This is a genomic window from Microbacterium sp. Leaf151 (assembly GCF_001424225.1).
GTDB lineage: Bacteria > Actinomycetota > Actinomycetes > Actinomycetales > Microbacteriaceae > Microbacterium.
Window position 1 is genome coordinate 568,568 of the sequence record NZ_LMOR01000004.1, and the last position, 23,348, is coordinate 591,915.

22 protein-coding genes are annotated in these 23,348 nt (G+C 69.6%); 17 read left to right on the plus strand and 5 right to left on the minus strand.

From position 1 onward, the window contains the following. Positions 1-21 precede the first annotated feature (21 nt). From folE to ASF76_RS13335, 3 genes are read left to right on the plus strand one after another with little or no spacing between them, the layout of a single operon-like run. The gene (gene folE, locus ASF76_RS13325) at positions 22-624 is read left to right on the plus strand and encodes a GTP cyclohydrolase I (RefSeq protein WP_055958658.1); all 603 of its coding nucleotides are present in this window, start codon (positions 22-24) and stop codon (positions 622-624) included. A gap of 1 nt (position 625) precedes the next feature. After that, positions 626-1,420 carry a creatininase family protein gene (locus ASF76_RS13330; RefSeq protein WP_055958661.1) on the plus strand — a complete coding sequence of 265 codons (795 nt, stop codon included), beginning with the start codon at positions 626-628 and terminating at the stop codon, positions 1,418-1,420. Further along, positions 1,417-2,418: a LacI family DNA-binding transcriptional regulator gene (locus ASF76_RS13335; protein WP_055958665.1), complete on the plus strand. Its 1,002-nt coding sequence runs from the start codon at positions 1,417-1,419 to the stop codon at positions 2,416-2,418. Before ASF76_RS13330 ends, ASF76_RS13335 begins: the two co-directional genes overlap by 4 nt. Before the next feature lie 195 nt (positions 2,419-2,613). Here ASF76_RS13335 and ASF76_RS13340 read toward each other — a convergent pair whose 3' ends face one another. Both ASF76_RS13340 and ASF76_RS13345 read right to left on the minus strand, forming a co-directional pair. Beyond that, positions 2,614-4,086: an NAD-dependent succinate-semialdehyde dehydrogenase gene (locus ASF76_RS13340; RefSeq protein ID WP_055958668.1), complete on the minus strand. Its 1,473-nt coding sequence runs from the start codon at positions 4,084-4,086 to the stop codon at positions 2,614-2,616. A 227-nt stretch (positions 4,087-4,313) separates the two neighbouring features. After that, on the minus strand, positions 4,314-6,167 hold the full coding sequence (locus tag ASF76_RS13345; RefSeq protein ID WP_055958670.1) for an FAD-dependent monooxygenase: 1,854 nt from the start codon (positions 6,165-6,167) through the stop codon (positions 4,314-4,316). A 97-nt stretch (positions 6,168-6,264) separates the two neighbouring features. On the opposite strand from ASF76_RS13345, the gene ASF76_RS13350 reads away from it, so the two are divergent. From ASF76_RS13350 to ASF76_RS13375, 6 genes are all read left to right on the plus strand, one after another. Continuing rightward, the gene (locus ASF76_RS13350) at positions 6,265-6,969 is read left to right on the plus strand and encodes an IclR family transcriptional regulator (protein ID WP_055958673.1); all 705 of its coding nucleotides are present in this window, start codon (positions 6,265-6,267) and stop codon (positions 6,967-6,969) included. 199 nt (positions 6,970-7,168) lie between these two features. Then, on the plus strand, positions 7,169-8,821 hold the full coding sequence (locus tag ASF76_RS13355; RefSeq protein WP_055958676.1) for a thiamine pyrophosphate-binding protein: 1,653 nt from the start codon (positions 7,169-7,171) through the stop codon (positions 8,819-8,821). Positions 8,822-8,990: 169 nt separating this feature from the next. Beyond that, complete coding sequence (locus tag ASF76_RS13360) at positions 8,991-9,224, plus strand: hypothetical protein (protein ID WP_055958680.1); 234 nt, start codon at positions 8,991-8,993, stop codon at positions 9,222-9,224. 97 nt (positions 9,225-9,321) lie between these two features. Beyond that, positions 9,322-9,669, plus strand: coding sequence for an ArsR/SmtB family transcription factor (locus ASF76_RS13365; RefSeq protein WP_055958683.1), 348 nt, complete (start codon positions 9,322-9,324; stop codon positions 9,667-9,669). Beyond that, complete coding sequence (locus ASF76_RS13370; protein ID WP_055958686.1) at positions 9,666-10,349, plus strand: cation diffusion facilitator family transporter; 684 nt, start codon at positions 9,666-9,668, stop codon at positions 10,347-10,349. Before ASF76_RS13365 ends, ASF76_RS13370 begins: the two co-directional genes overlap by 4 nt. A gap of 3 nt (positions 10,350-10,352) precedes the next feature. Continuing rightward, entirely contained in the window at positions 10,353-10,997 is a 645-nt protein-coding gene (locus ASF76_RS13375) for a DsbA family protein (RefSeq protein ID WP_055958689.1), read from the plus strand. Between the two features lie 148 nt (positions 10,998-11,145). Here ASF76_RS13375 and ASF76_RS13380 read toward each other — a convergent pair whose 3' ends face one another. Together ASF76_RS13380 and ASF76_RS13385 are read right to left on the minus strand one after the other, a co-directional pair. Continuing rightward, complete coding sequence (locus ASF76_RS13380) at positions 11,146-11,799, minus strand: GntR family transcriptional regulator (RefSeq protein WP_055958692.1); 654 nt, start codon at positions 11,797-11,799, stop codon at positions 11,146-11,148. A gap of 90 nt (positions 11,800-11,889) precedes the next feature. Further along, positions 11,890-13,209 carry an MFS transporter gene (locus tag ASF76_RS13385; RefSeq protein WP_055958696.1) on the minus strand — a complete coding sequence of 440 codons (1,320 nt, stop codon included), beginning with the start codon at positions 13,207-13,209 and terminating at the stop codon, positions 11,890-11,892. A 154-nt stretch (positions 13,210-13,363) separates the two neighbouring features. Between ASF76_RS13385 and ASF76_RS13390 the strand changes: the two genes are divergently transcribed. The 5 genes from ASF76_RS13390 to ASF76_RS13410 all read left to right on the plus strand — a co-directional run bounded on the left by ASF76_RS13390 (position 13,364) and on the right by ASF76_RS13410 (position 17,913). Continuing rightward, entirely contained in the window at positions 13,364-14,134 is a 771-nt protein-coding gene (locus tag ASF76_RS13390) for an SDR family NAD(P)-dependent oxidoreductase (RefSeq protein WP_055958698.1), read from the plus strand. A gap of 34 nt (positions 14,135-14,168) precedes the next feature. Next, a complete protein-coding gene (locus ASF76_RS13395) occupies positions 14,169-15,044 on the plus strand; it encodes a transketolase (protein ID WP_055958701.1) in 876 nt (291 codons plus the stop codon). Further along, on the plus strand, positions 15,041-16,033 hold the full coding sequence (locus tag ASF76_RS13400; RefSeq protein ID WP_055958704.1) for a transketolase family protein: 993 nt from the start codon (positions 15,041-15,043) through the stop codon (positions 16,031-16,033). The genes ASF76_RS13395 and ASF76_RS13400 overlap by 4 nt, the downstream gene beginning before the upstream one ends. 6 nt (positions 16,034-16,039) lie before the next feature. Further along, positions 16,040-16,396 (plus strand): ArsR/SmtB family transcription factor, encoded by a 357-nt coding sequence (locus tag ASF76_RS13405; protein ID WP_055958707.1) that lies wholly within the window; start codon positions 16,040-16,042, stop codon positions 16,394-16,396. A gap of 488 nt (positions 16,397-16,884) precedes the next feature. Further along, on the plus strand, positions 16,885-17,913 hold the full coding sequence (locus tag ASF76_RS13410; RefSeq protein ID WP_055958710.1) for an RICIN domain-containing protein: 1,029 nt from the start codon (positions 16,885-16,887) through the stop codon (positions 17,911-17,913). Between the two features lie 78 nt (positions 17,914-17,991). Here the strand turns inward: ASF76_RS13410 and ASF76_RS13415 are convergent, their stop codons facing one another. Next, entirely contained in the window at positions 17,992-19,374 is a 1,383-nt protein-coding gene (locus tag ASF76_RS13415; RefSeq protein ID WP_055958713.1) for an MFS transporter, read from the minus strand. Between the two features lie 120 nt (positions 19,375-19,494). Between ASF76_RS13415 and ASF76_RS13420 the strand changes: the two genes are divergently transcribed. From ASF76_RS13420 to hpaE, 3 genes are all read left to right on the plus strand, one after another. After that, positions 19,495-21,048 carry a fumarylacetoacetate hydrolase family protein gene (locus tag ASF76_RS13420; RefSeq protein WP_055958716.1) on the plus strand — a complete coding sequence of 518 codons (1,554 nt, stop codon included), beginning with the start codon at positions 19,495-19,497 and terminating at the stop codon, positions 21,046-21,048. Beyond that, positions 21,048-21,740 (plus strand): GntR family transcriptional regulator, encoded by a 693-nt coding sequence (locus ASF76_RS13425; RefSeq protein WP_055958719.1) that lies wholly within the window; start codon positions 21,048-21,050, stop codon positions 21,738-21,740. Before ASF76_RS13420 ends, ASF76_RS13425 begins: the two co-directional genes overlap by 1 nt. Positions 21,741-21,830: 90 nt before the next feature. Further along, positions 21,831-23,345 (plus strand): 5-carboxymethyl-2-hydroxymuconate semialdehyde dehydrogenase, encoded by a 1,515-nt coding sequence (gene hpaE, locus ASF76_RS13430; RefSeq protein WP_055958722.1) that lies wholly within the window; start codon positions 21,831-21,833, stop codon positions 23,343-23,345. The last annotated feature ends 3 nt before the right edge of the window (positions 23,346-23,348 follow it).

Below are 23,348 nucleotides of genomic sequence, written 5' to 3' on the forward strand. Positions count from 1 at the left end.
CCCCCCGAAAGGCCCACCCTCATGACCGAACTCACTGCCGTCGCCGCCACGCACACCGCTCCCGATCTGGACGCCGCGGAGAAGGGGATCCGCATGTACATGCGAGCGATCGGCCTCGACACCGAGCACCCCACCCTCATCGACACCCCCCGGCGCGTCGCGCACGCCGGTCTCGACCTCTTCTCGGGAATGGGAGGCGACCCGCATCGCGCGCTGGGCGGCGGTGAGCCCATCGAGGGCGTGTACCCCGGGGCGGTCGCGGTGCGGGACATCCCCTACTCCTCGATGTGCGAGCACCACCTGCTGCCCTTCCAGGGAGTGGTGTCGGTGGTGTACCTGCCCGATCGGGCGCTCGCCGGCATCGGCGACTTCGACGCGATGCTGCGGGTGCTCGCGGCCCGACCGCAGATGCAGGAGCGCCTGGCCGACCAGATCGCCGAGGTCGTCTCCGAGACACTCGACGCGAAGGGCGTGCTGGTGCGCCTCACCGCACAGCACGCCTGCATGTGGGCGCGCGGGGAGCGGACCGTCGGCTCGACCGCGTTCTCCCTCGCGGGGCGCGGCGTGTACGAGACCGATCCGGCGGCGCGAGCAGAGGCGCGAGTGCTGCTCGGACTGCACTGAGATGACGAGCTCCATCGAGGTGACGGAGGTCGCCGCGCGGGCCGGGGTGGCCCTGGTCCCGATCGGGGCCACCGAGCAACACGGTGCGCACCTGCCCGTGACCACCGACACGGCGATCGCGGCCGCTTTCGCCGCGGAGGCCGGCGCTCGGGTGACCGGCGAGGTGGCAACGTGGGTGCTTCCGGCGCTGCCGTTCGGCTTCTCGCCCGAGCACGCGGGACGCGCCGGCACGATCGGCCTGTCGGCGGAGACGCTGCTCGCCCTCGTCGACGACATCGGCCGCGGCGTCGCCGCCAGCGGCATCCGTCGTCTGCTGTTCGTCAACGGACACGGTGGCAATCCCGAACTGCTGCACGTCGCGTGCCGGCAGTTGCGCGAGCGGCGGGGGCTCGCGGCGTTCGCGGTGCACGTGCCCGGGCTGGCACTGCCTCCCGAGCTGGCCGAGGGCGTGACCACGGGCGATCTCGACGCGCACGCCGGCCACTACGAGACGAGCCTGTTGCTCGCGCTGGACCCGGGCGCCGTCGACATGGATGCCGCCCGCGCCGACGGTCTCGAGAGGGTCAGGGCCCGCGCGGCCTCCCCCACCCGGCCGTTCGGCGCCGTCAGTGTGCCCTGGCACGTCGACGATCTGTCTGCGTCGGGCGTGATCGGAGATCCGACCACGGCCGACGCCGAGTGGGGCGAACGCGCGTTCGCCACGCAGGCCGCCGCCCTCGCCGACATCGTCCGCGCCGTCGCTGCGCACCCCCTTCCGCCCGAGTGGGTACACTCGCGGCGGGGGGATGCCGAATGACCGACGGTCCGGGACGGACACCGACCCTCCAAGAGGTGGCGACGGAGGCGAAAGTCAGCCTCGCCACCGCCAGCAACGCCCTCACCGGCAACCGAGGGGTGAGCCCGAAGCTGCGCGACCGGGTGCTGGACGCCGCTCAGCGGGTCGGGTACCCCCGGGCGTCCGGGCGCCGGCGCACCGACCGCACGACCGTCGGGATCGTCCTGCCCGACGTGCGGCATCCGGCGTACGCCGAACTCGCGCACGCGTTCGAGCGCGAGGGCGCGCAGCGCGACTGGGCGCTCGTGCTCGCCGGGTCCGATTACGAGCCCGACAACGAGCTCGAAGCGCTCGAGAACCTCGTGCGCAGCACGGACGGCGTGCTGCTGTCGCCCTCGCGCCCCCCGCGCTCTGGGGTGCATCGGCTGCGGGCGAGCCCCGTGCCGATCGTCGCCTGCGACGAACCCGCGGACTCCGCCCTCATCGGCGGGTGGGTGCGCTCCGACAACTTCGGCGGCGGACGTGTCGCCGCGCATCACCTGGTGGATGCCGGCGGCACCCGCTTCGCCATGCTGGGCGGCGAGGGCTATCTGCCGTCGACGAAAGAACGGCGCGAGGGGTTCCTCACCGGACTCGCCGACCGCGGCGTCCCCGCGGCCGAGGTGCTGATCGTCGGCGAGAACTACGGCATGGACGGCGGTCAGAGCGCCATGGCGGAACTCCTCGAGACCGACGCCGAGGTCGACGCCGTCTTCGCGGTGAGCGACCTGCACGCCGTCGGCGCGTTCTTCCGTGCCCTGCAAGAGGGGCGGTCCGTACCGGGCGATCTGCTGCTGTGCGGCTTCGACGGAGTGGCCTGGACGCGACAGATCTCGCCCACGATCACCACGGTGCGTCAAGACTGGGGCAAGATCGCCGCACGCGCGATGGACATGCTCGACACCCTCATGGCGGGCGGCGACGGAGACCGCGCAGTGATCCCCGTCGAACTCGTCCCGGGCGAGTCGACGCAGCGCTGACGACGGATGCCACGCGTCGCGTGCTCGGCCGGCGGCGGACACCACGCAGGACTTCTGCGGTCCCTGCGCTCCCGTGGCCCGACTTATCGACGTCCCATCGCCGAACCTCCTGCCCTGTGTCCACAGAGGCCGGGGGAACGACGGATGCCACGACCCCGCCCCTCCGAAGAGGATGGGGTCGTGGCATCCGGTGTCTCAGGCGTAGGGGTTGGCCGTGAGGGTGTATTTCGTCTGCAGGTACTCGTGGATGCCCTCGTCGCCGCCTTCGCGTCCCAGGCCGGACTGCTTCCAGCCGCCGAAGGGTGCCGCGGCGTTGGAGACCACGCCGACGTTGAGGCCCATCATGCCGGTCTCGAGCTTGTCGATCATGCGCTGGCCGCGCGCGAACGACTCGGTGAAGACGTAGGAGACGAGGCCGTACTCGGTGTCGTTGGCCAGGCGGACCGCGTCGTCCTCATCATCGAAGGGGACGATGGCGAGCACGGGTCCGAAGATCTCCTCGCGCAGGATGTCGCTGCCCGGTTTGACGTCTGCGACGACCGTCGGCTCGAAGAAGGTGCCGGGACCGTCGACGGGCGAGCCACCGGTGGTGACGGTGGCGCCGCGGTCGACGGCATCCCCCACCAGGGTCTTCGCCTTGTCGACCGCGCGGTCGTCGATGAGGGGCCCGATCTGCACGCCCTCCTCGGTACCGCGGCCGACCTTCATCGCCCTCACGCGCTCGGTGACACGCGTGGTGAAGTCCTCGACGACGCTGCGCTGCACGAGGAAGCGGTTGGCGGCGGTGCAGGCCTGGCCGATGTTGCGGAACTTCGCGAGCATCGCACCCTCGACGGCCTTGTCGAGGTCGGCATCCTCGAACACGACGAACGGGGCGTTGCCGCCGAGCTCCATCGACGTGCGGAGCACGCCGGGCGCCGCCTGCTGCAGCAGCTTCACACCGACCGGGGTGGAGCCGGTGAACGACAGCTTGCGCAGGCGCGGGTCGGAGATGATGCGCTCCGACACCGGCCCGGTGCTGGTCGTGGTGACGACGTTGACGACACCGGCGGGGACACCGGCGTCCTGCAGGATCTGCGCGAAGAAGAGCGTCGTGAGGGGCGTGAGGGTCGCGGGCTTGATCACCACCGTGCAGCCCGCGGCGAGCGCGGGGGCGATCTTGCGGGTGGCCATGGCGAGGGGGAAGTTCCACGGGGTGATGAGGTAGCAGGGGCCCACGGGGTGATGCGAGACGATCATGCGACCGGTGCCCTCGGGGCTCGCGCCGTAGCGGCCCTGGGTGTGCGCGGTGACCTCGCTGAACCAGCGCAGGAACTCCCCGCCGTACGCGACCTCGCCGCGCGCCTCGGCGAGGGGCTTGCCCATCTCGAGCGTCATGAGCAGCGCGACGTCCTCCTTGCGCTCCTGCAGCAGGTCGAAGGCGCGGCGGAGGATCTCGGCACGCTCCCGAGCCGGGGTCGCCGCCCATGACGGGAACGCCTCGGCAGCGGCATCCATCGCCGCGACGCCGTCGTCGACCGTGGCGTCGGCGATCTCGTGGATGACGTCACCGGTGGCGGGGTCGTTCACGGCGACGGTCTTGCCGCCGGTCGCCTCTCGCCACTCGCCGTTGATCAAGAGGCCGGTGGGTACGGATGCCAGCAGCTCGCTCTCGCGCGAATCGGTCATGGGTCCTCCTGGATCGGGGCGGGGTTCCCGCCAATTCTCGTCAGCCCGCGTAGCGGAGCCGATATACGTGGTGTACAAACGGGTCGTCGTGCTGGCCGTCGTGGCCGGTGGGGTGCGGATCGCCCTCGGGCATCTCACGCGCGACCGGGGTGCGCCGCCTTCGCAGGCATAAACGCTTTCCGTGCGCATAAACGCGCTGCGCCCGCGTTTATGCGCGCCGATCGCGTTTATGCGCGGGACTGGGCGGATGCCGCAACCGGCGAGGCCATCACCCCGACGAGGAAGCGCTGGAGCTCCTCCGGGGCCGAGAGGGGCAGCACGTGCGCGACGTACTGGTCGGGGCGCACGAGCACGACCGCGCCGGCGGCACCGATGCCGCGTTCGGCGAAGATGTCGGCGCTCGTCCAGGCCGAGGGGGCGGCGGCGAACACCTTCTCGAGGTCGGTCAGGCCGAGCGGCCCCGAGCGCGGACGGAACAGCGCCGGCACCTCGACCACGTCCTCCCACCGGCCAGGGAACACCGCCTTCACATCGAACACGGCGTCGAGGTCGGCGCCCTCGGGGGTCAACCGCTCCACGATGTCTTGCGCGGCGCCGGCCCACTCGCGCAGCGCCGAGCCGTCCGCATCCGCGAACGCGTAGATCCGCCAGCGCCAATCGGCCCTCGCGTGATGGCCGAGGTGCACGGCGTTGCCGTCGCACACCCGCACGACCTCGACACTCTTGAAGCGCCTTCCTACGGGGAATCCGGATGCCAGCTCCTGCGCCGGCGCCTCGGCGGTGATCGTCGAGGGGGCGTAGTGCGTCATGAAGCCCGAGGGGAACTCGGCCGTGGCCAGGTAGTAGGTCGACAGCTCCGCGGGGTCGGTGATCTCGCCGGGCTTGCGCGCCATGAGCGATGACCACTCGCGGTCGAAGTCGATGAGCTGCTGGGCGACGGGCCGGCGCTCCTGGTCGTACGTGCGCAGCAGGTCCGCCGGCGCGAGCCCGGTGAGCACGTGGCCCAGCTTCCAGCCGAGGTTGAAGCCGTCCTGCATCGAGACGTTCATCCCCTGCCCCGCTTTGGCGCTGTGCGTGTGGCAGGCGTCACCGGTGAGGAACACGCGCGGGTGATCGAGATCGTCGACGAACTGGTCGGTCACCCGGTGACCCACCTCGTAGACGCTGTGCCACGCGACCTGTTTCACGTCGATGGAGTACGGGTGAAGGATCTCGTTCGCCCGACGGATGACCTCGTCGATCGGGGTCTGCCGCACGCGGTGGTTGTCGCCTTCGGCGACCTCGCCGAGGTCGATGTACATGCGGCTGAGGTAGCCGCCCTCGCGCGGGATGTGCAGGATGTTCCCGGCGGCGGCATTGATCGCGCACTTGATGCGCCAGTCGGGGAAGTCGGTCTCCACCAGCACGTCCATGACGCCCCACGCGTGGCGCGCGGCGGCTCCGACGTGCGTCCGGCCGATCGCCTGACGCACACCGCTGCGCGCGCCGTCGCACCCGGCGACGTATTTCGCACGGATCGTCCGCTCACCCTCGGCCGTGCGCACACGGACCTCGACGTGGTCGGCGCCCACCTCGAGGCCTGAGAACTCCACACCGTAGTCGGGCACGATGCGCGCGGGGCCGTGGGCTGCGGCCTCGGCAAAGTAGTCGAGCACCCGCGCCTGGTTGACGATGAGGTGGGGGAACTCGCTGATCTTGTAGCCGTAGTCCTCGGTGCGGGTCGTGCGGACGATCCGCTCGGGATTCTCGGGATCGGGGGCCCAGAAGTTCATCCAGCCGATGTTGTACGCCTCGGCCGTGATGCGGTCGGCGAAACCGAACGCCTGGAAGGTCTCGACGCTTCGGGGTTGGATGCCGTCGGCCTGGCCGAGGGCGAGACGCCCCTCACGCTTCTCGATGAGACGCGTCGTGAGCTGGGGGAACTGCGACATCTGCGCAGCGAGAAGCATGCCGGCGGGGCCGGAGCCGACGATGAGCACGTCGACCTCCTCGGGCAGACGATCAGAACGGTCGAGACCCGTGCCGGCCGCGTTCTGCACGCGCGGGTCGCCCGAGACGTAGCCGTGGTGATGGAACTGCATCGTTTCTCCTGACGTCGATGTCGGGTTGCGGTCCAGCACAACGCGTTCTATATTCGAACGCAGCGTTCTGCTACCGAACGAGAGAGTAGCCCGAGCCATGCCCGCACGGCAAGACGCCTCCCCCGCCTCGCAGACGCTGAGTCGCGGCATCCGCCTGCTCGAAGAGCTCGCCGACGCCGGCACCCCGCTCTCGATCGACGACCTCGCGGCCCGGGTCGAGCTCCACCGCTCGGTCGCTTACCGACTCCTCCGCACACTCGAAGACCACGGTCTCGTCACTCGAGACGCCGCCGGCGCGGTGCGCCTGGGGACGGGCCTCGCAGCCCTCGCTGCGGGAGTCGCCGCCGACCTGCAGGCCGAGGCGCTGCCCGAGCTCACCGCGGCGGCGAACGACCTCGGCATGACGTGCTTCCTCGTCGTGCTCGATCACGACGAATGCGTGACGCTCGTCAGCGTCGAGCCCCGGCACACGGTCACCGCCGTGGCGCAGCGGCCCGGGTCGCGGCATCCGGTCACCCGGGGTGCCCCCGGGCGCGCGATCCTCGCGCAGCTACCCCCGCGGCGCTGGCCCGACGGAGTCGATGCGCGTCTCGCGTCGGACGTGGCGGACGCCGCGGAGCGCGGGTGGGCGACGAGTCATGACGAGGTGATCCCCACGTTCCGCGCCGTGGCGGTGCCCCTCGCCGTGCGGGGGCGCGAGCCCGCCGCCGTCGCCGCCGTGCACGTGGCCACCGACCTCGACGACGCGGCGATCGCGGCGCGGCTCGAGGCTGCGGCATCCGCGATCCTCGGTGCTCTCTGACCGCAGTCTGCCGCGAGGCAGTCCGGAGTTCGGCACACCGTTACCGATCTCCCTTCGCCTCGAGGCGCGGGATCGTATATGATCACTCCCGTCAGGCGCACGAGGTCGTGCGTCGCTGCTCGAAAAAAGGGCACGTAGCGCGAGACCCGCGCGAGACACATACGGCTCATTCCCGTTCCTGTTTCGCGAAAGGCTCGTCATGCCCATCGTCTCCGCGCACGTCGCCCACACCCTCGGTCGCCACATCGACCACGTCTTCGGCGTGATGGGCAACGGCAACGCCCACTTCCTCGACGCCCTGCATCGCCAGACCGACGTCGCCTTCACCGCGATGCGGCACGAGGCGGGCGGCGTCGTCGCCGCCGATGCCCACTATCGCGCGTCCGGCCGCATCGCCGCGGCGACCGCCACCTACGGCGCGGGCTTCACCAACACCCTCACCGCGCTCGCCGAAGCAGCTCAGGCCCGCATCCCCCTGCTTCTGGTCGTGGGCGACGAGCCCACCTCCGGCCCCCGCCCGTGGGGCGTCGACCAGGTCGCCCTGGCCTCGGCGGTCGGCGTGCGCACGTACACGGTGGGAGATCGGGATGCCACGGCCACCGTCCTCATCGCCCTCGAACACGCGCTGACCTACCGCGTGCCGGTGGTGCTGGCCATCCCCTATGACGTCGTGTCGCGTGAGGCCGGCCCGCTGACGGACGCCGGTACGGTGACACTGCCCGCGCCTCTCGCACCGCGGGGACCCGCGGCGGAGGCGACCCTCGACCGCATCGCCGACGCCCTCGCCGGCGCCGAGCGGCCGTTCCTGCTCGCCGGCCGCGGCGCATGGCTCGCCGACGCGGGCGCTGCGCTCGGGCGTCTCGCCGAGGTGACCGGTGCGATCACGGCATCCACCGCCCTCGGTCGCGGCATCTTCCCCGACACCGCCCACGACCTCGGCGTCACGGGGGGCTTCGGCGCCGCGGGCGCGATGGAGCTCGTGCGCGAGGCAGACGTCGCGGTGGTCTTCGGTGCGGGGCTCAACCAGTTCACGATGCGCTTCGGCGAACTCTTCGCCCCGCGCACGCAGGTCTTCCAGATCGACGTGGCCCCCACCGCCACGCACGCGCAGGTGGGCGGGTTCGTCCGGGCGGATGCCGCGCTGGCGGCCGAGGCGCTCGTGGAGCGTCTTCTCTCCCACGGCGCCGTGTCGTCCGGCTGGCGTGACCGCGTGGACGTGGCTCCCCTTCGCGAGCAGGAGCCCGGCGAGGGCCTCGCCCCCGATGGCCGCCTCGACCCCCGCTCGGCCGCCGCGCGCATCGCCGAATTGCTGCCCGAGGACCGCGTCGTCGTCTCCGACGGCGGCCACTTCCTCGGCTGGTCGAACATGTACTGGCCGGTCGCCTCACCCGATCGCGTCATGATGGTCGGCACCGCCTATCAGTCGATCGGCCTCGGCTTCCCCTCGGTCGCGGGAGCCATCGCCGCCCGCCCCGAATCGACCGTCGTGCTCACGACCGGTGACGGCGGGGGGCTCATGGCGATCGCCGACCTCGAGAGCGCCGTGCGCTCGGCGCGGGGCCACGGCATCGCGGTGGTGTGGAACGACGCCGCCTATGGCGCCGAGATCAACCTCTACGGCCTGAAGGGCCTCGCCCGCGAGCCCATGCTGATTCCGGAGGTCGACTTCGCGGCCGTCGCGCGCGGCTTCGGTGCCGAGGGCGTCGTCGTGCGCGAGGTGGCCGACCTCGACGCCCTGGCGGAGTGGACGCGGCGCGATCCCGAAGACCGAGCTTTTCTGCTGCTCGACCTGCGTATCAGCGGCGACGTCATCGCGCCGTACCAGCGCGAGATCATCAAGGTGAACTCGTAAGCGGGGTCGGGCTCACCGCCACCGCGACAGCCGAGGTGGTCGCCGCGAACGCCCGCCGCCGCCGAGGCCTCCGATCCCATAGCCTGCCCGGGACTCAAGGCCCCGCCGAACCGTGCGTCGCAAAGGTCCGACCCGCCGGCTCTGCGAGCCGCCGCTACGGTGGTGACGCATGGGGACGAGAAGGCGTCTGATCGGCTCGGGCACCGCGGTCGCGATGATCAGCGGCGCCGTCGTGGTGCTGTACTTCTTCCAGCCGTGGCGGAGTTGCGAGTACGAAGACACCTCGGCGGGCTGCTCGATGCTGCCCCAGGACGCCGCCGCGATGGGTGTCGCGGCGTTGGTCTTCGTCGTGGGGATCGTCGTTCTCGCGGCGGGCCTGCTGATGCATCGGGCGCCCGAGTGAGGGAACCGCGCACGGTCGCGACGCGCGCAGGGTCGTCCGGTGTCCCGGCAACTAGTACATAGCATCCTTAATTCACTGATTCGTGTACTATTAGCGCATGTCCACCGCGACCCTCACGGCCACGCTGACGCACACCGCGGCACTCGCCCGCCTCGGGCACGCGCTCTCCGACACGACCCGAGCGGGGGTTCTGCTGGCCCTGCGAGAGGCGCCGTCGTACCCCTCCGATCTGGCTGATGCGCTCGGCGTCTCGAGGCAGGTCATGTCGAACCAGCTCGCGTGCCTGCGAGGGTGCGGGCTGGTGGAGGCCGTGCCGGAAGGGCGACGTACCCGATACCGGCTCGCTGACGAGCATCTCGCACCCGCTCTGGACGAGCTGCTGCGCGTGGTCCTCTACGTCGAGCCGGGCTGCTGCGCCGGGGGACGCTGCACCTGCGCCGCATGACCGCCGCCACTGCTCATCACGCCGCTGACCGACGGCCTGTCCTCCAACGCCGCATCAGATGGATCGTCGCAGCGACGATCGCGTACAACCTGATCGAGGCGATCGTCGCGATCACCGCCGGCACGGTCGCCTCGTCGGCTGCGCTCGTCGGATTCGGCCTGGACTCGACGATCGAGGTCCTCTCCGCTGCTGCGGTCGCGTGGCAGTTCACCCGCCGCGACCCGGAACGATGGGAGAAGGGCACGCTGCGCGTGATCGCCGTCGCGTTCTTCGCCCTCGCGGCGTACGTCACAGCGACGTCCGTGCTGGCGCTCGTCGGGCGGATCGACGTGCAGCACTCGACGATCGGCATCGTCCTCACGGCTCTGAGCGTGATCATCATGCCGTTCCTGTCGCTGGCGGAGCGTCGCGCGGGTCGAGAGCTGGGATCGGCCACCGCTGTCGCGGACTCCCGGCAGACCCTTCTGTGCACCTATCTGTCAACTGCGGTGCTCATCGGACTCGTCCTCAACAGTCTGCTCGGGTGGTGGTGGGCCGATGCGGTCGCGGGACTCGTCATCGCCGCCTTCGCCATCCGGGAGGGCATCGAGGCGTGGCGCGGTGACGCGTGCGCGACCTCGGTGGGCATGCTTCTCGAGCAGGAGGACGACAACCACCACGCGCACGAGAACAAGGACTGACCCGTGAAGACACAGACCAAGCCCCTTGTGATCACGCTCGCCGCCCTGATCGTCGTCGTGGTCGTCGGCCTCGTCGCGTTCCTCGTCGCCCGTGTGCAGGCCCCCGATCCGGCGGCCGCCGCCGTGGTGAGAGCCGACTCCCATGTTCTCGACGACGCGGGCGACGGTGCGGTCACCGTCGTCGAGTTCCTCGACTTCGAGTGCGAGGCGTGCGGTGCCTACTACCCGGTCGTCGAAGAAGCGCGGCAGAAATACGCCGGACAGATCACCTACGTCGTCCGCTACTTCCCACTCCCCGGACACGTCAACTCGATGACCTCCGCCGTCGCCGCCGAAGCCGCCGCACAGCAGGGCCGCTTCGAGGACATGTACCACCGCCTTTTCGATACGCAGGCCGAGTGGGGAGAAGCGCAGGAGTCCCGCGCCGATCTCTTCCGCGAATATGCCGACGACCTCGGGCTCGACATGACGGCTTACGACGCCGCCGTCTCGGATCCGGACACCGAACAACGCGTGCGGGCCGACTTCGAAGAGGGACGGGCCCTCGGCGTCGGCAGCACCCCCACGTTCTTCGTCGACGGGCGACCGCTCGTCATCGAGCGATGGAACGACCTCGAAACGGTGATCGACGCCGCCCTCGATCGCTAGGCGGACCGGCGTACAGCGCCGCCTGCGGACCGTCGGTCGGGCCGAGGCCGACCGCAAGCAGCATGAGGCGGAGTCGGCGGCAGCACGATCACGGCCGCGGTGGCCCGTTTCGGGAATCCGACGACGCGAGGGCGCGAGCACGTGCGCGCTATCGGATGAGGACCTCGGCGGCGGCGTCCATGTGGGCCCGAACGGTCGCCGCGGCTTCGTGGGGTTCGCCCGCGGCGATCGCGCGCACGATTGCGAGGTGGCGCTCCGCATCCATGTTCTTGAGCGCACGATCGAGTCCGGAGTGCGTGATCGACATCTCGATGGACCCCTCCAGCGCCGACCACGCCTGGACGAGCGTCTCGTTGCCGGTGAGGCGGCACATGCCGAGGTGGAAGTCGAGGTCCGCCCGCATCCGCTCCCCCAGAGACGCATCGGGCATTGTCATGCGTCGCGCAAGAGTCTCGAGCTGTTCTGCGACGGCGCCGCAGTCGGGTCGCTGCGCGAGGGTCGCCGCGGCGAGCGCTTCGAGCGCGGCGCGCACCTGGAAGAGGTCCCGCAGCTCCCGTTCGCTCATGTGTCGGACCATCAGTCGCCCGCGGGTGCCTGCAGTGAGCAGCCCCTCGATCTGGAGCGTCCGCATGGCTTCGCGTAACGTCCCGCGGCTGATGCCGAGGCGCCCGGCCATCTCGATCTCGGAGACGTGAGACCCGGGCTCGAGCTCACCCGTGGTGATGGCTCGGCGAAGAGCCTCGACGGCCTGCTGGCGGAGGGTCGTCCGCTGCAAGCCGAGGATCGAGGGAGCGTCCGTCATCTGCTCCTCCTCCCGTGGGAGGCCAGTCTACGGGCGAAGTCTGACCGCGCCCCCGCACAGACTTCGCCCGCTCCCGCTGGCCAGCGGCATCTAGTCCGCGAGCGCCGCTCGCTCGGCGTACGCCCGCTGCTCCTTCGTCCACGTCTCCTTCGTCGACAGCGCCGCCAGCAGCCCGATCAGGGCGTAGAAGGAGAACAACGATGCCGGCCCCACCCAGCCGAAGGCACCGAACAGCAGCGTCGTGATGAACGGCGTGAACCCCGACACCATGGCCGAGATCTGGTAGGCGAGCGAGGCACCGGATGTGCGCGTGTTCGCGGTGAAGAGCTCCGGGAACCACGCCCCCTGCGCCCCGGCGAGGGCATTCTGGAACACGGCGTACGACAGCACGATGACGACCACGACCAGGGGGTATACCGCCGAGTTCACGCCGAGGAACATGAGGTAGCCCCAGACGATGCCGAGGGCCGTGACGACGATGTACAGCGGTCGGCGGCCGATGCGGTCCGTCAGTTTCGCCCAGCCCCAGGTTGCGAAGACCCCCACGCCGGCCGCGATGCACAGGGCGGTCAGGGTCTGCCAGCTCTCCGTGATCTTGTTGGTGTTGAGGTACGAGATCAGGTACGTGATCGACACGGCGTAACCGGCCGTTTCCGCGATGCGCAATCCGATACCGCGCAGGATGTTTCCCCAGTCGGATTTGATGACGGAGATGAGCGGGGATTTGAGAACGATTCCCTGCGTCTTGACGTCTTCGAAGACGGGCGACTCGGGGACCTTCGATCGGATGACGAGGCCGACGGCGACCAGCAGGATGCTGGCGAGGAACGGTACGCGCCAGGCCCAGTCGCCGGGAAGGTGCACGCTGACGAGGAAGACGAGGTTGGCCAGCAGCAAGCCGACGGGGAAGCCGGCCTGCACGATGCCGGTGAAGCTGCCCTTGCGTCGCCACGGAGCGTGCTCGTAGGTCATCAGGATGGCACCGCCCCACTCGGCTCCGAACGCCAACCCCTGCACGATGCGAACGATGACGAGCAGGATCGGCGCGACGATGCCGGCCGCCGCATACGTCGGCAGGAGACCGATGACGAACGTCGCCAGTCCCATCACGATGAGGGAGGCGACGAGCACAGGTTTGCGGCCGACGCGGTCGCCCAGATGGCCGCCGATGATGCCCCCGAGAGGGCGGGCGGCGAACCCGACACCCAGCGTGGCGAAGGAGAGCAGCGTCCCCGTCAGGGGGTCGCTGCCGGGGAAGAACGCGGTGCCGAAGTACAGGGCCGCGGCGGTGCCGAAGCCGATGAAGTCGTAGGTCTCGATCACCGCCCCTACTCCGGAGCCGACGGCGACCCTCTTCACGGACGAAGTCCCGTTCACCGGGCCCCGCATCTGAACGGCCTCTGCGCTCATTTCAGTCATCCTCACGTCATTGTGACCCCGAAACGGGGCTATGCCGAGAGTATGAAATGGTTCACCCATTATTGTCAACAATCAAACACTTGTATTGTCAACAACCCCGTGGTTTCATGGTCCCACCGCGAAGGAGCGGAGGAAGACGGTAACCATGACCATCACACGCACCGCAGTTGTCACCGGCGCAGCCGCCGACCGGGGTATCGGCCAGGCCGTAGCCCGCGCTTATGCCGAGGCGGGCTGGGCCGTCGTGATCCTCGACCTCGACGGCGCAGCCGCCGAGCGAGTCGCCCGTCGGATCGCCGACGAGGTCGGCGTGCCCACTCACGGCGGGGTCGTCGACGTCGCCGACGAGGAGAGCGTGTCCACCGCGCATGAGCGCATCGCCGAAGCCGTACGGGCCGGCACCCTCCCTCCCGTCGGCGCCCTCGCCAACGTCGCCGGCATCACGTCTCCCGTTCCGTTCTTGGAGACGACGCTGAAGCTGTGGAACACGGTGATGGCCGTCAACGCCACGGGTACCTACCTGGTCACGAAGGCCTTCCTCCCCGACATGATCGAGCGGGGATTCGGACGCATCGTCAACATGTCGTCCGTGTCCGCACAGCGGGGCGGCGGCGTCTTCGGCAAGGTCCCGTACTCGGCCGCGAAGGCCGCCATCCTCGGCTTCACCAAAGCGCTGGCGCGCGAGCTGGGAAGCACGGGCGTCACGGTCAATGCCGTCACCCCGGGCGCCGTCGACACGAACATCCGGGTGGGCAGCACGGACGAACAGGAGGCGGCGATCGTGAGCGGCATCCCCCTCGGACGCACCGCGACACCCGAAGAGGTCGCCGCCGTCTTCGTCTTCCTCTCCAGCGACGCGGCCTCCTACCTGCAGGGGACCACGATCGACATCAACGGCGGCTCGCACCTGCACTGACCGCCCCGCACACGACTGACGAAGGAGTTGCATCGTGAGCACAGCCTCGACGATCGCCACCGATCTGACCGAACGCGTTCGAGCGACCCGAGATGCGGCGCAGCGGGTGCGGTTGAATGCCCTGCGGATGGGTGAGGTGCAAGGGCAGGGATACATCGGCCAAGCACTCGGCGCCGCCGACATCCTGGCCGCTGTGTACACCGACCAGCTGCGGCACCGCCCCGAAGACCCGGAATGGAAGGAACGCGACCGCTTCCTCCTGTCCACGGGCCACTACGCCATCGGGCTCTACGCGGCGCTGGCCGAGGCCGGCATCATCCCCCGGGAGGAGATCGAGACGTACGGGTCGGACGACTCGCGTCTGCCCATGTCCGGCATGGCCAGCTACACGCCCGGGATGGAGATCTCCGGCGGATCGCTCGGGCACGGTCTCACCGTCGCCGTGGGAATGGCGCTGGGCCTTCGCCACCTGGGCTCCGACTCGCGGATCATCAACTTCCTCTCCGACGGCGAGCTCAACGAAGGCTCGACGTGGGAGGCGGCGATGGGCGCGGCATCCCACCGCCTGGGGAACCTGATCGCCCTCGTCGACATGAACGCCCTGCAGGCCGACGGTCCGACGGCATCCGTGCTGAGCATCGAGCCCGTCGAGGCCAAGTGGGAGTCCTTCGGATGGGAGGCGCACCGCGTCGACGGGAACGACGTCGGTGCGCTCCTACGGGCCTTCGATGCGATCGGCGACCGCAACCCGGTCGGTCGACCGCACGTGATCATCTGCGACACGAAGGTCGGACGCGGCGTTCCCCTTCTCGAAGACCGGGAGAAGAACCACTTCATGAGGATCGAAGAGCACGAATGGGCCATCTGCCGAGAGCAGCTGATCGCCGGATACGAAGGAGCACGACGATGAGCGCGACGACCCCGCCGAAGCTGAAGACGTCGGCGATGATCGCGTCGTTCGCGGACCCCGGCCAGAAGACCTCCAACGCACCGTTCGGCCGCGCCCTCGCCGAGCTCGCAGAGTCGGACGAGCGCATCGTCGGACTCAGCGCCGATCTCGCAAAATACACCGACATGCACATCTTCCGCGATGCCCACCCGGGACGCTTCTTCCAGATGGGGATGGCAGAGCAGCTCCTCTTCGGCGCCGCGGCCGGCATGGCCGAGGTCGGTCTGGTGCCGTTCGCCTCGACCTACTCGGTGTTCGCCGCCCGCCGCGCCTACGACTTCATCTGCCTCGACATCGCCGAGCCCTCTCTGAACGTCAACATCGTCGGTGGCCTGCCCGGCCTCACCACCGGATACGGCCCCAGCCACCAGGCCACCGAGGACGTCGCGATCTTCCGCGGAATGCCCAACCTGACCATCGTCGATCCGTGCGACTCCGTCGACATCGAGCAGGCCGTCCCGCAGCTCGCCGCCTCCGACGGACCCACCTACCTGCGCCTTCTGCGCGGCAAAGTCCCCACGGTTCTGGACGAGTACGACTACACCTTCGAGCTCGGGAAGGCGGCGGTCCTGCGTCCCGGCGCTGACGTGGTGTTCGTCTCGAGCGGTCTCATGACGATGCGCGCCCTGCAGGCCGCCGAGGCACTGGCTGCGCACCACGTGGATGTGGCGGTCGTGCACGCCCCGACGCTGAAGCCCTTCGACGAGGACACCGTCGTGGCCGAGATCGACACTCCCCGCCTCGCGGTGACGTTGGAGAATCACACCGTGATCGGCGGGCTGTTCGAGACCGTCGCCTCGGCACTGGCTCGCCGCGGGGTCGGTCGGCGGGTCGTCCCCATCGGTCTCCCCGACCGGTTCCTCGATGCCGGCGCACTGCCGACCCTGCACGACCGGTACGGTCTCTCGACCGATGCCGTCGTGTCCACCGTGCTTCGCGAGCTCGGGTGAGCGGGCATGCCGGGCACGGTCGCGTCTGAGGACGAGCTCGGACGCAAGCTGGCGGCTCTGTCCTTCATCGAGCGCCGCGCGCTGCTCGAGGTGCTGCTGAGCGCGCACCGCGACGGCGGCGAGGGGATGACGATCACGGCCCTGGCCGCTGCTACCGAGACCAACCGCTTCACGGCGTCACGACAGCTCGCAGCGCTCCGAGACGCCGGATTCGTTCGCGCCCGCCGCGACGGCACACGCCGTCTGCATAGCATCGACCTCTGCGGCATCCTGATGGTCGACGACTGGCTTCTGCCCTTCGTGGACGCCGCACTCGAGCTTCCCGCGGACGCGGAGAGCCCGCCGGTCGGAGTCACGGCATGACGGCGTCCGTCCCGCACACTCCGGCACGGTGTCCTGCGCGCGCATCCTGCACCTGACCACACTCCGGGGGTCCACGGGAAGCACCAGCACGGAATCCCGGAGGTGTCGTCTCGCCCTCGTCGCCTTCTGATTCAGGGAAGACATCCCAGGAATGGGACTGCGGCACGCATTTTCCGACGCCGGGGTGTTTCGACGCCCGTCGACGACTCGACCCCATTGTCCCCGCGATTTCGGTAGAAAGAGCGTTCAGGAAGGGAGAGAATCGACATTTCGCCCGAAGGGGTGGTCTTTTTCTCGCCGGATTCGTAGGATGTTCTCGCCTGCCTCACTGTGTGAAGCCGGGCAAGAAAGCACCGACATTCGCGGGCGCTCCGGAGTCACACCGCCACGGAGCCGTCCCCGATACGGATCCGGCCGGCCACGTCGGCCACCGGCTCCCCGGACCCCTCAGGTGTCGCAAGGATGCGTGAGGACAACGAAAGGCGACAATGTCCCGGACAACGAAGTCCACAACGAAGAAGAGACTCCTCGGAGCTCTCACGGCCATCCTGATCGCGGGTACGACGACCCTGGCGGGCGGCGCCCCGGCCCAGGCCGTCACGGCCCCCGTCGGCACCGGAAGTGCCCAGGAGATCCGCAACCAGCACAGCAGCATGTGCCTGGACAACTGGGATTCCGGCACACAGCCCGGTACCGAGGTGCGACAGTACACGTGCGGCGAGGGCGACGTCCAACGCTGGGCGGTCACCGACCTCGGCACGGGTTACGCGGAGATCAAGAATGTCCTCAGCGGCCTGTGCCTCGACAATCTGAACGCCGCCACGGCACCGGGCTCACCGGTGGCGCTGTGGACGTGCAACGGGGGAACCAACCAGCAGTGGAGGATCACCGACGTCGGCGGCGGCGCGAATATCGTCAACCGGCAGAACGAACTGTGCCTCGAGATCCCGGGGTACGACCAGATCGATGGCACCGCAGCCAGCCAGTGGACGTGCAACGGCGGGAAGAACCAGCGCTGGGTGTCTTCGGACCCGACCTGGCAGAAGATCACGTGGTCGCTCGAGCGCTCCTCGAACCCCTCGGCCGATGAGCTGGACGCCTATGACAAGATCACCTACGCCATGGACCGCGCGGTCGAGCGCTACAACCGCCTCGACAACATCCACCGGCACCTGACCGTGGCGTACGCGCCCTGGGTCGAGACCGCCGATGCGAACCTCTCCGGCTACATCCGCTTCGGATGGAACCGCGGCTACATGCAGGAGGGCACCGCGCTGCACGAGATGTCGCACACCTTCGGCGTCGGGCAGTCGAACGCGTTCTTCAACAAGTGCCAGTACGGCGGCTGGGACTCCGCCCTGCCGCTGCTGCGGACGTGGGACGGCTCCGGCGCGAACCTCAACTGCAGCGGGGTGCACATCTACCCCTACGGCCTGAACTACAACAACGAGTTCAGCGGGCAGAACTTCGACAGGCACGTGAAGCTGGTGCAATCCATGCTGACCGACGGCATGTAATCACCCCTACGGCCGGCCGATCCCGGCCCCGAGCGCGTCCCCGTCTCACGCGGGACGCCTCGGGTGCCGGGATCGTCCTCAAACCCGCGACAACCCGCGGATCGGGCTGACCTCCTGCTCGGCCTCGTGGTCGGGGCCGAGGGGGATGCCGCTGCGGTCGCGCAGCAGCAGGGTCGCGACGAGTCCGAGCACCGCCATGATCGCGAGATACACCGTCACCGACACGGTCGTTCCGGTCGCGTCGACGAGCGCGGTCGCGATGGTCGGGGCGAACGCGCCACCGCAGATGGCGCCGATCGCGTAGGAGATCGAGACGCCCGAGAAGCGGATGGATGCCGGGAACAGCTCGGCATACAGCGCCGCTTGGGGACCGTACGTCAGGCCCAGACCGACCGTCAGCAGCACGAGACCCAGCGCGAGCATCCCCACGCTGCCGGAGTTGACGAGCGGGAACAGCGCCACGATCGCCACGAGCAGCGCGATCCATCCGATGACGTAGGTGTTGCGGCGCCCGATCTTGTCGCCCAGCCAACCGCCGATCCAGGTGAAGACGAACCACGACACCGCCGACAGGGTCACGGCGCCGAGCACGTCGGCCGTCGCCAGGCCCAGCGGACCGTCGGGATTGGTCGCATACCGCTGGATGTAGCCGCCGGTGGTCATGTAGCCCACGGCGTTGTTGCCGGCGAACACGAACGCGGCGATGATCACGAGCAGCGCGTGCTTGCGGAACAGCTGCACGATCGGCATCCGGGTCTGCTCCTTGCGTTCGGCGATCTCGACGAACACCGGGCTCTCCTCGACCTTCCGGCGCACGTAGTAGCCGATGAGGATGAGCACGAACGACAGCAGGAACGGCACACGCCAGCCCCACGCGAGGAACGCGTCGCCGGGGGCGATGAGCGCCATGAGCGCCAGCATGCCGCTCGCGAGCAGCAGGCCGAGGGGCACACCGAGCTGCGGCGACGCGCCGAACAGGCTGCGCTTGGCCTTGGGGGCGTGTTCGACGGCCATGAGCACCGCGCCGCCCCATTCACCACCGGCCGAGATGCCCTGCAGCACGCGCAGCAGGATCAGCAGCGCGGGAGCGGCGACGCCGATGACGTCGTACGTCGGAAGGACGCCGATGAGGGTGGTCGAGGCTCCCATGAGGATGAGCGTCAGCATCAGCACGACCCGGCGGCCGTACTTGTCACCGAGGTGGCCGGCGAGGAAGGCGCCGAGCGGGCGGAAGAGGAAGCTCAACCCCACGGTGAGGAACGCCAGGATCTGCGCGATGCCGGGGCCGGCGGGTGCGAAGAAGAGCTGACCGAACACCAGCCCCGCAGCCGACGCGTAGAGGAAGAAGTCGTACCACTCGACGGTGGTGCCGACAACGGTGGCGAAGACCACGCGGCGGCGGTCCGTCGACGTGGAGATGGTGCCGGTGGGCGTGAATCCCGGCGGTTGCGAGCGAGACATGGGGACTCCTTCGAGACGTCGTCGTCATGGGCCCCCCGGCGTCGTCGTCGGTGACGAGGCGCGGTTTGCGGGGGCGTTGGACATCGTATACGATTTCGGATACGACGCAAGGGAGCTTCCATGATCGACCGCACCGACCCCCGGTTCACCGTCCTCGACGGGCGCCCGGGCAAGATCGTTGCCGTCCACCTCTCCTACGTCTCGCGCGCCGACCAGAGGGGCCGCCGCCCCGCGGCCCCGTCCTACTTCTTCAAGCCGTCGAGCTCGCTCGCCTCCTCGGGTGCCGAGATCGTCCGCCCCGCCGGCACCGAACTCCTGGCGTTCGAAGGCGAGATCGCGCTGATCATCGGCGAGCCCGCTCGGTGGGTGACCCCGGATGCCGCGTGGTCGCACGTGGCATCCGTCACCGCCGCGAACGACTTCGGTCTGTACGACCTGCGCGCGAACGATAAGGGCTCCAACGTGCGGTCCAAGGGTGGCGACGGTTACACGCCGCTCGGTCCGGAACTCATCGACGCCCGCGCGGTCGACCCCACGGCGCTGCGCCTGCGCACCTGGGTCGACGGCGACCTCGTCCAAGACGACAGCACCGCGGGCCTCATCTTCCCGCTCGCCCAGATCATCGCCGACCTGTCGCAGCACTTCACCCTCGAAACCGGCGACGTCATCCTCACCGGCACCCCCGCCGGCTCGTCGGTGGTCACGCCGGGTCAGGTCGTCGAGGTACAGGTGGACGCCGGCTCCCATTCGACCGGCCGGCTCCGCACCACGGTGGTGCAGGGCGGGCGCTCCTTCGACGCCGAGATCGGGTCGCTCCCGAGCGTCGACGACACCCAGCGCACCGAGGCGTGGGGCTCGTCCGAGGCCGCGGCCGCAGGAGCCCTCGTGAGAACAGGGGATCACGCCGGAACAGGACACTCCGACACGGATCGTCCTGTTCTCGCCGGATCCCCTGTCCCCGCGGGGGATGCCGCCCACCCGGTGCTCACCGCCGAGCTCCGCGACAAGTTGTCGCGCGTGCCCGTCGCCGCCCTCAGCGGACAGCTCCGCAAGCGCGGCCTCGACGACGTGACGATCGACGGCGTGCACGCCCTCACCCCCGGCAGCCGCTTCGTCGGCACGGCCCGGACCCTGCGCTTCCTCCCCCACCGTGAAGACCTCTTCGCCGCGCGCGGTGGCGGACAGAACGCGCAGAAGCGCGCGTTCGACGCGGTCGGAGAGGGTGAGGTCATCGTCATCGAGGCGCGAGGCGAGACCGGCTCCGGCACGCTCGGCGACATCCTCGCCCTTCGCGCCCACGCGCGCGGAGCCGCGGCCATCGTCACCGACGGAGGCGTTCGCGACGCCGAAGCCGTGGCCGCGGTCGGCATCCCCGTCTTCACCGCCGGCCCGCACCCGGCCGTGCTCGGTCGCCGGCACGTCCCCTGGGAGACCGACGTGGCCGTCGGCTGCGGCGGCACGACCGTCGAACCCGGCGACATCCTCGTCGGCGACGGCGACGGCGTCATCGTCATCCCTCCCGCCCTCGCCGAAGAGGTGGCCGACGCCGCCCTCGTGCAGGAAGAGGAGGACGCCTGGATCGCCCGCCAGGTGGCATCCGGTCATCCCCTCGACGGACTCTTCCCGATGAACGCCGACTGGCGCGCCCGCTACGAGAGCGAAAGGAACGCCTGATGGATGCCACGACCCCCGCGACCTCCCGCAGCAAATCGCAGCAGGCCTACCACTGGGTCAAGGAACGTATCGCCTCGCAGGAGTTCACCCCCGGCTACCGCCTCGTGCTCGGGACGATCGCCGGCGAGCTCGACATGAGCGTCGTGCCGGTGCGCGAGGCGATCCGACAGCTCGAGGCCGAGGGCCTGGTGATGTTCGAGCGCAACGTCGGCGCGCGCGTCTCGATGGTCGACGACACCGCGTACCGCTTCAGCATGCAGGCGCTCAGCCTGCTCGAGGGGGCGGCGACGGCGCTCTCCGCGCGGGCCCTCACCGCGAACGACGTGCGCCGCGCGCGCGAGATCAACGAGCTGATGGTCGAGACCCTCGAGCACTTCGACCCGCGCGCGTTCACCGCGCTGAACCAGGAGTTCCACGCCATCCTGTTCGCCAAGTGCGCCAACCCGCGCATGCTCGAGCTGGTGCAGGCCGAGTGGGCTCGCCTCGGGCACCTGCGCGACTCCACCTTCAGCTTCGTGCCTGGCCGCGCTGCGGAGTCGGTGCGTGAGCACGAGAACATCCTCGCGCTCATCGAGACCGGCGCCCCACTCGCCGAGATCGAGAAAGCCTCGCGACGCCACCGCTCGGCCACCCTCGATGCCTACATGATCCACGAGCACCCCGACCAGGTGCTCGGCCTGCCCGCCTTCTGATTTCCGGATGCCGCACACCCCACGCCCCGACGGCACCGTCGCCACGGACCCTGCGTCGCCGGCATCCACCCCTCCACCGAAGGAGCTCACATGACCACCCCGCTCACCACCGCGCGCCGCATCCCGGCCGACCTCCCCGAGCGCATGCAGCACTACATCGGGGGCGCCTTCGTCGACTCGGTCGACGGGGACACGTTCGACGTGCTCGACCCGGTGACCAACCAGACCTACCTGACCGCCGCCGCAGGCAAGAAGGCCGACGTCGATCTCGCCGTCGCCGCTGCCCGCACGGCCTTCGCCGAGGGACCATGGCCGCGCATGCTCCCCCGCGAGCGCTCGCGCGTGCTGCACCGCATCGCCGACATCGTCGAGTCGCGCGACCAGCGCCTCGCCGAACTCGAAAGTTTCGACTCCGGGCTCCCGATCACCCAGGCGCTGGGCCAGGCCCGCCGCGCCGCCGAGAACTTCCGCTTCTTCGCCGACCTGATCGTCGCCCAGACCGACGACGCGTTCAAGGTGCCCGGCCGGCAGCTCAACTACGTCAACCGCAAGCCCATCGGGGTCGCCGGACTCATCACCCCGTGGAACACCCCGTTCATGCTCGAGTCGTGGAAGCTGGGCCCGGCGCTCGCGACCGGCAACACCGTGGTGCTGAAGCCCGCCGAGTTCACGCCCCTCTCCGCTTCGCTCTGGGCGGGCATCTTCGAGGAGGCGGGGCTTCCCGAGGGCGTGTTCAACCTCGTCAACGGCCTCGGCGAAGACGCCGGCGACGCGCTGGTGAAACACCCCGACGTTCCGCTCATCTCGTTCACCGGCGAGAGCAGCACCGGCCAGCTGATCTTCGGCAACGCCGCGCCCTTCCTCAAGGGGCTGTCGATGGAGCTCGGCGGCAAGAGCCCGGCGATCGTGTTCGCCGACGCCGACCTGGACGCCGCGATCGACGCCACCATCTTCGGCGTCTTCTCGCTCAACGGCGAGCGCTGCACCGCGGGCAGCCGCATCCTGGTCGAGCGCTCGGTGTACGACGCGTTCGTCGAGCGGTACGCAGCACAAGCCGATCGCGTGGTCGTCGGCTTCCCCGACGATCCCGCGACCGAGGTCGGGGCGCTGGTGCACCCCGAGCACTACGCGAAGGTCATGTCGTACGTCGAGATCGGCAAGACCGAGGGGCGCCTGGTAGCCGGCGGTGGCCGCCCCGAGGGCTTCGACGAGGGCAATTTCGTGCGCCCCACGGTGTTCGCCGACGTCGCCCCCGACGCGCGCATCTTCCAGGAGGAGATCTTCGGTCCCGTCGTCGCGATCACCCCCTTCGACACGGACGCCGAGGCTCTCGCGCTCGCGAACAACACGCGCTACGGCCTCGCGGCCTACGTCTGGACGAACGACCTGAAGCGCGCGCACCTGTTCGCCCAGAACGTCGAGGCCGGCATGGTGTGGCTGAACAGCAACAACGTGCGCGACCTCCGCACCCCCTTCGGCGGCGTGAAGGCCTCGGGACTCGGGCACGAGGGCGGCTACCGCTCGATCGACTTCTACACCGATCAGCAGGCCGTGCACATCACGCTCGGCGGCGCCCACAACCCCACGTTCGGCAAGGCGCACTGACGC

What these genes read in the sequence shown, in the direction of transcription:
- folE (WP_055958658.1), top strand. Translation starts at nt 22, where the DNA reads ATGACCGAACTCACTGCCGTCGCCGCCACGCACACCGCTCCCGATCTG.
- ASF76_RS13330 (WP_055958661.1), top strand. Translation starts at nt 626, where the DNA reads ATGACGAGCTCCATCGAGGTGACGGAGGTCGCCGCGCGGGCCGGGGTG.
- ASF76_RS13335 (WP_055958665.1), top strand. Translation starts at nt 1,417, where the DNA reads ATGACCGACGGTCCGGGACGGACACCGACCCTCCAAGAGGTGGCGACG.
- ASF76_RS13340 (WP_055958668.1), bottom strand. Translation starts at nt 4,086, where the DNA reads ATGACCGATTCGCGCGAGAGCGAGCTGCTGGCATCCGTACCCACCGGC.
- ASF76_RS13345 (WP_055958670.1), bottom strand. Translation starts at nt 6,167, where the DNA reads ATGCAGTTCCATCACCACGGCTACGTCTCGGGCGACCCGCGCGTGCAG.
- ASF76_RS13350 (WP_055958673.1), top strand. Translation starts at nt 6,265, where the DNA reads ATGCCCGCACGGCAAGACGCCTCCCCCGCCTCGCAGACGCTGAGTCGC.
- ASF76_RS13355 (WP_055958676.1), top strand. Translation starts at nt 7,169, where the DNA reads ATGCCCATCGTCTCCGCGCACGTCGCCCACACCCTCGGTCGCCACATC.
- ASF76_RS13360 (WP_055958680.1), top strand. Translation starts at nt 8,991, where the DNA reads ATGGGGACGAGAAGGCGTCTGATCGGCTCGGGCACCGCGGTCGCGATG.
- ASF76_RS13365 (WP_055958683.1), top strand. Translation starts at nt 9,322, where the DNA reads ATGTCCACCGCGACCCTCACGGCCACGCTGACGCACACCGCGGCACTC.
- ASF76_RS13370 (WP_055958686.1), top strand. Translation starts at nt 9,666, where the DNA reads ATGACCGCCGCCACTGCTCATCACGCCGCTGACCGACGGCCTGTCCTC.
- ASF76_RS13380 (WP_055958692.1), bottom strand. Translation starts at nt 11,799, where the DNA reads ATGACGGACGCTCCCTCGATCCTCGGCTTGCAGCGGACGACCCTCCGC.
- ASF76_RS13385 (WP_055958696.1), bottom strand. Translation starts at nt 13,209, where the DNA reads ATGAGCGCAGAGGCCGTTCAGATGCGGGGCCCGGTGAACGGGACTTCG.
- ASF76_RS13390 (WP_055958698.1), top strand. Translation starts at nt 13,364, where the DNA reads ATGACCATCACACGCACCGCAGTTGTCACCGGCGCAGCCGCCGACCGG.
- ASF76_RS13400 (WP_055958704.1), top strand. Translation starts at nt 15,041, where the DNA reads ATGAGCGCGACGACCCCGCCGAAGCTGAAGACGTCGGCGATGATCGCG.
- ASF76_RS13405 (WP_055958707.1), top strand. Translation starts at nt 16,040, where the DNA reads ATGCCGGGCACGGTCGCGTCTGAGGACGAGCTCGGACGCAAGCTGGCG.
- ASF76_RS13410 (WP_055958710.1), top strand. Translation starts at nt 16,885, where the DNA reads ATGTCCCGGACAACGAAGTCCACAACGAAGAAGAGACTCCTCGGAGCT.
- ASF76_RS13415 (WP_055958713.1), bottom strand. Translation starts at nt 19,374, where the DNA reads ATGTCTCGCTCGCAACCGCCGGGATTCACGCCCACCGGCACCATCTCC.
- ASF76_RS13420 (WP_055958716.1), top strand. Translation starts at nt 19,495, where the DNA reads ATGATCGACCGCACCGACCCCCGGTTCACCGTCCTCGACGGGCGCCCG.
- ASF76_RS13425 (WP_055958719.1), top strand. Translation starts at nt 21,048, where the DNA reads ATGGATGCCACGACCCCCGCGACCTCCCGCAGCAAATCGCAGCAGGCC.
- hpaE (WP_055958722.1), top strand. Translation starts at nt 21,831, where the DNA reads ATGACCACCCCGCTCACCACCGCGCGCCGCATCCCGGCCGACCTCCCC.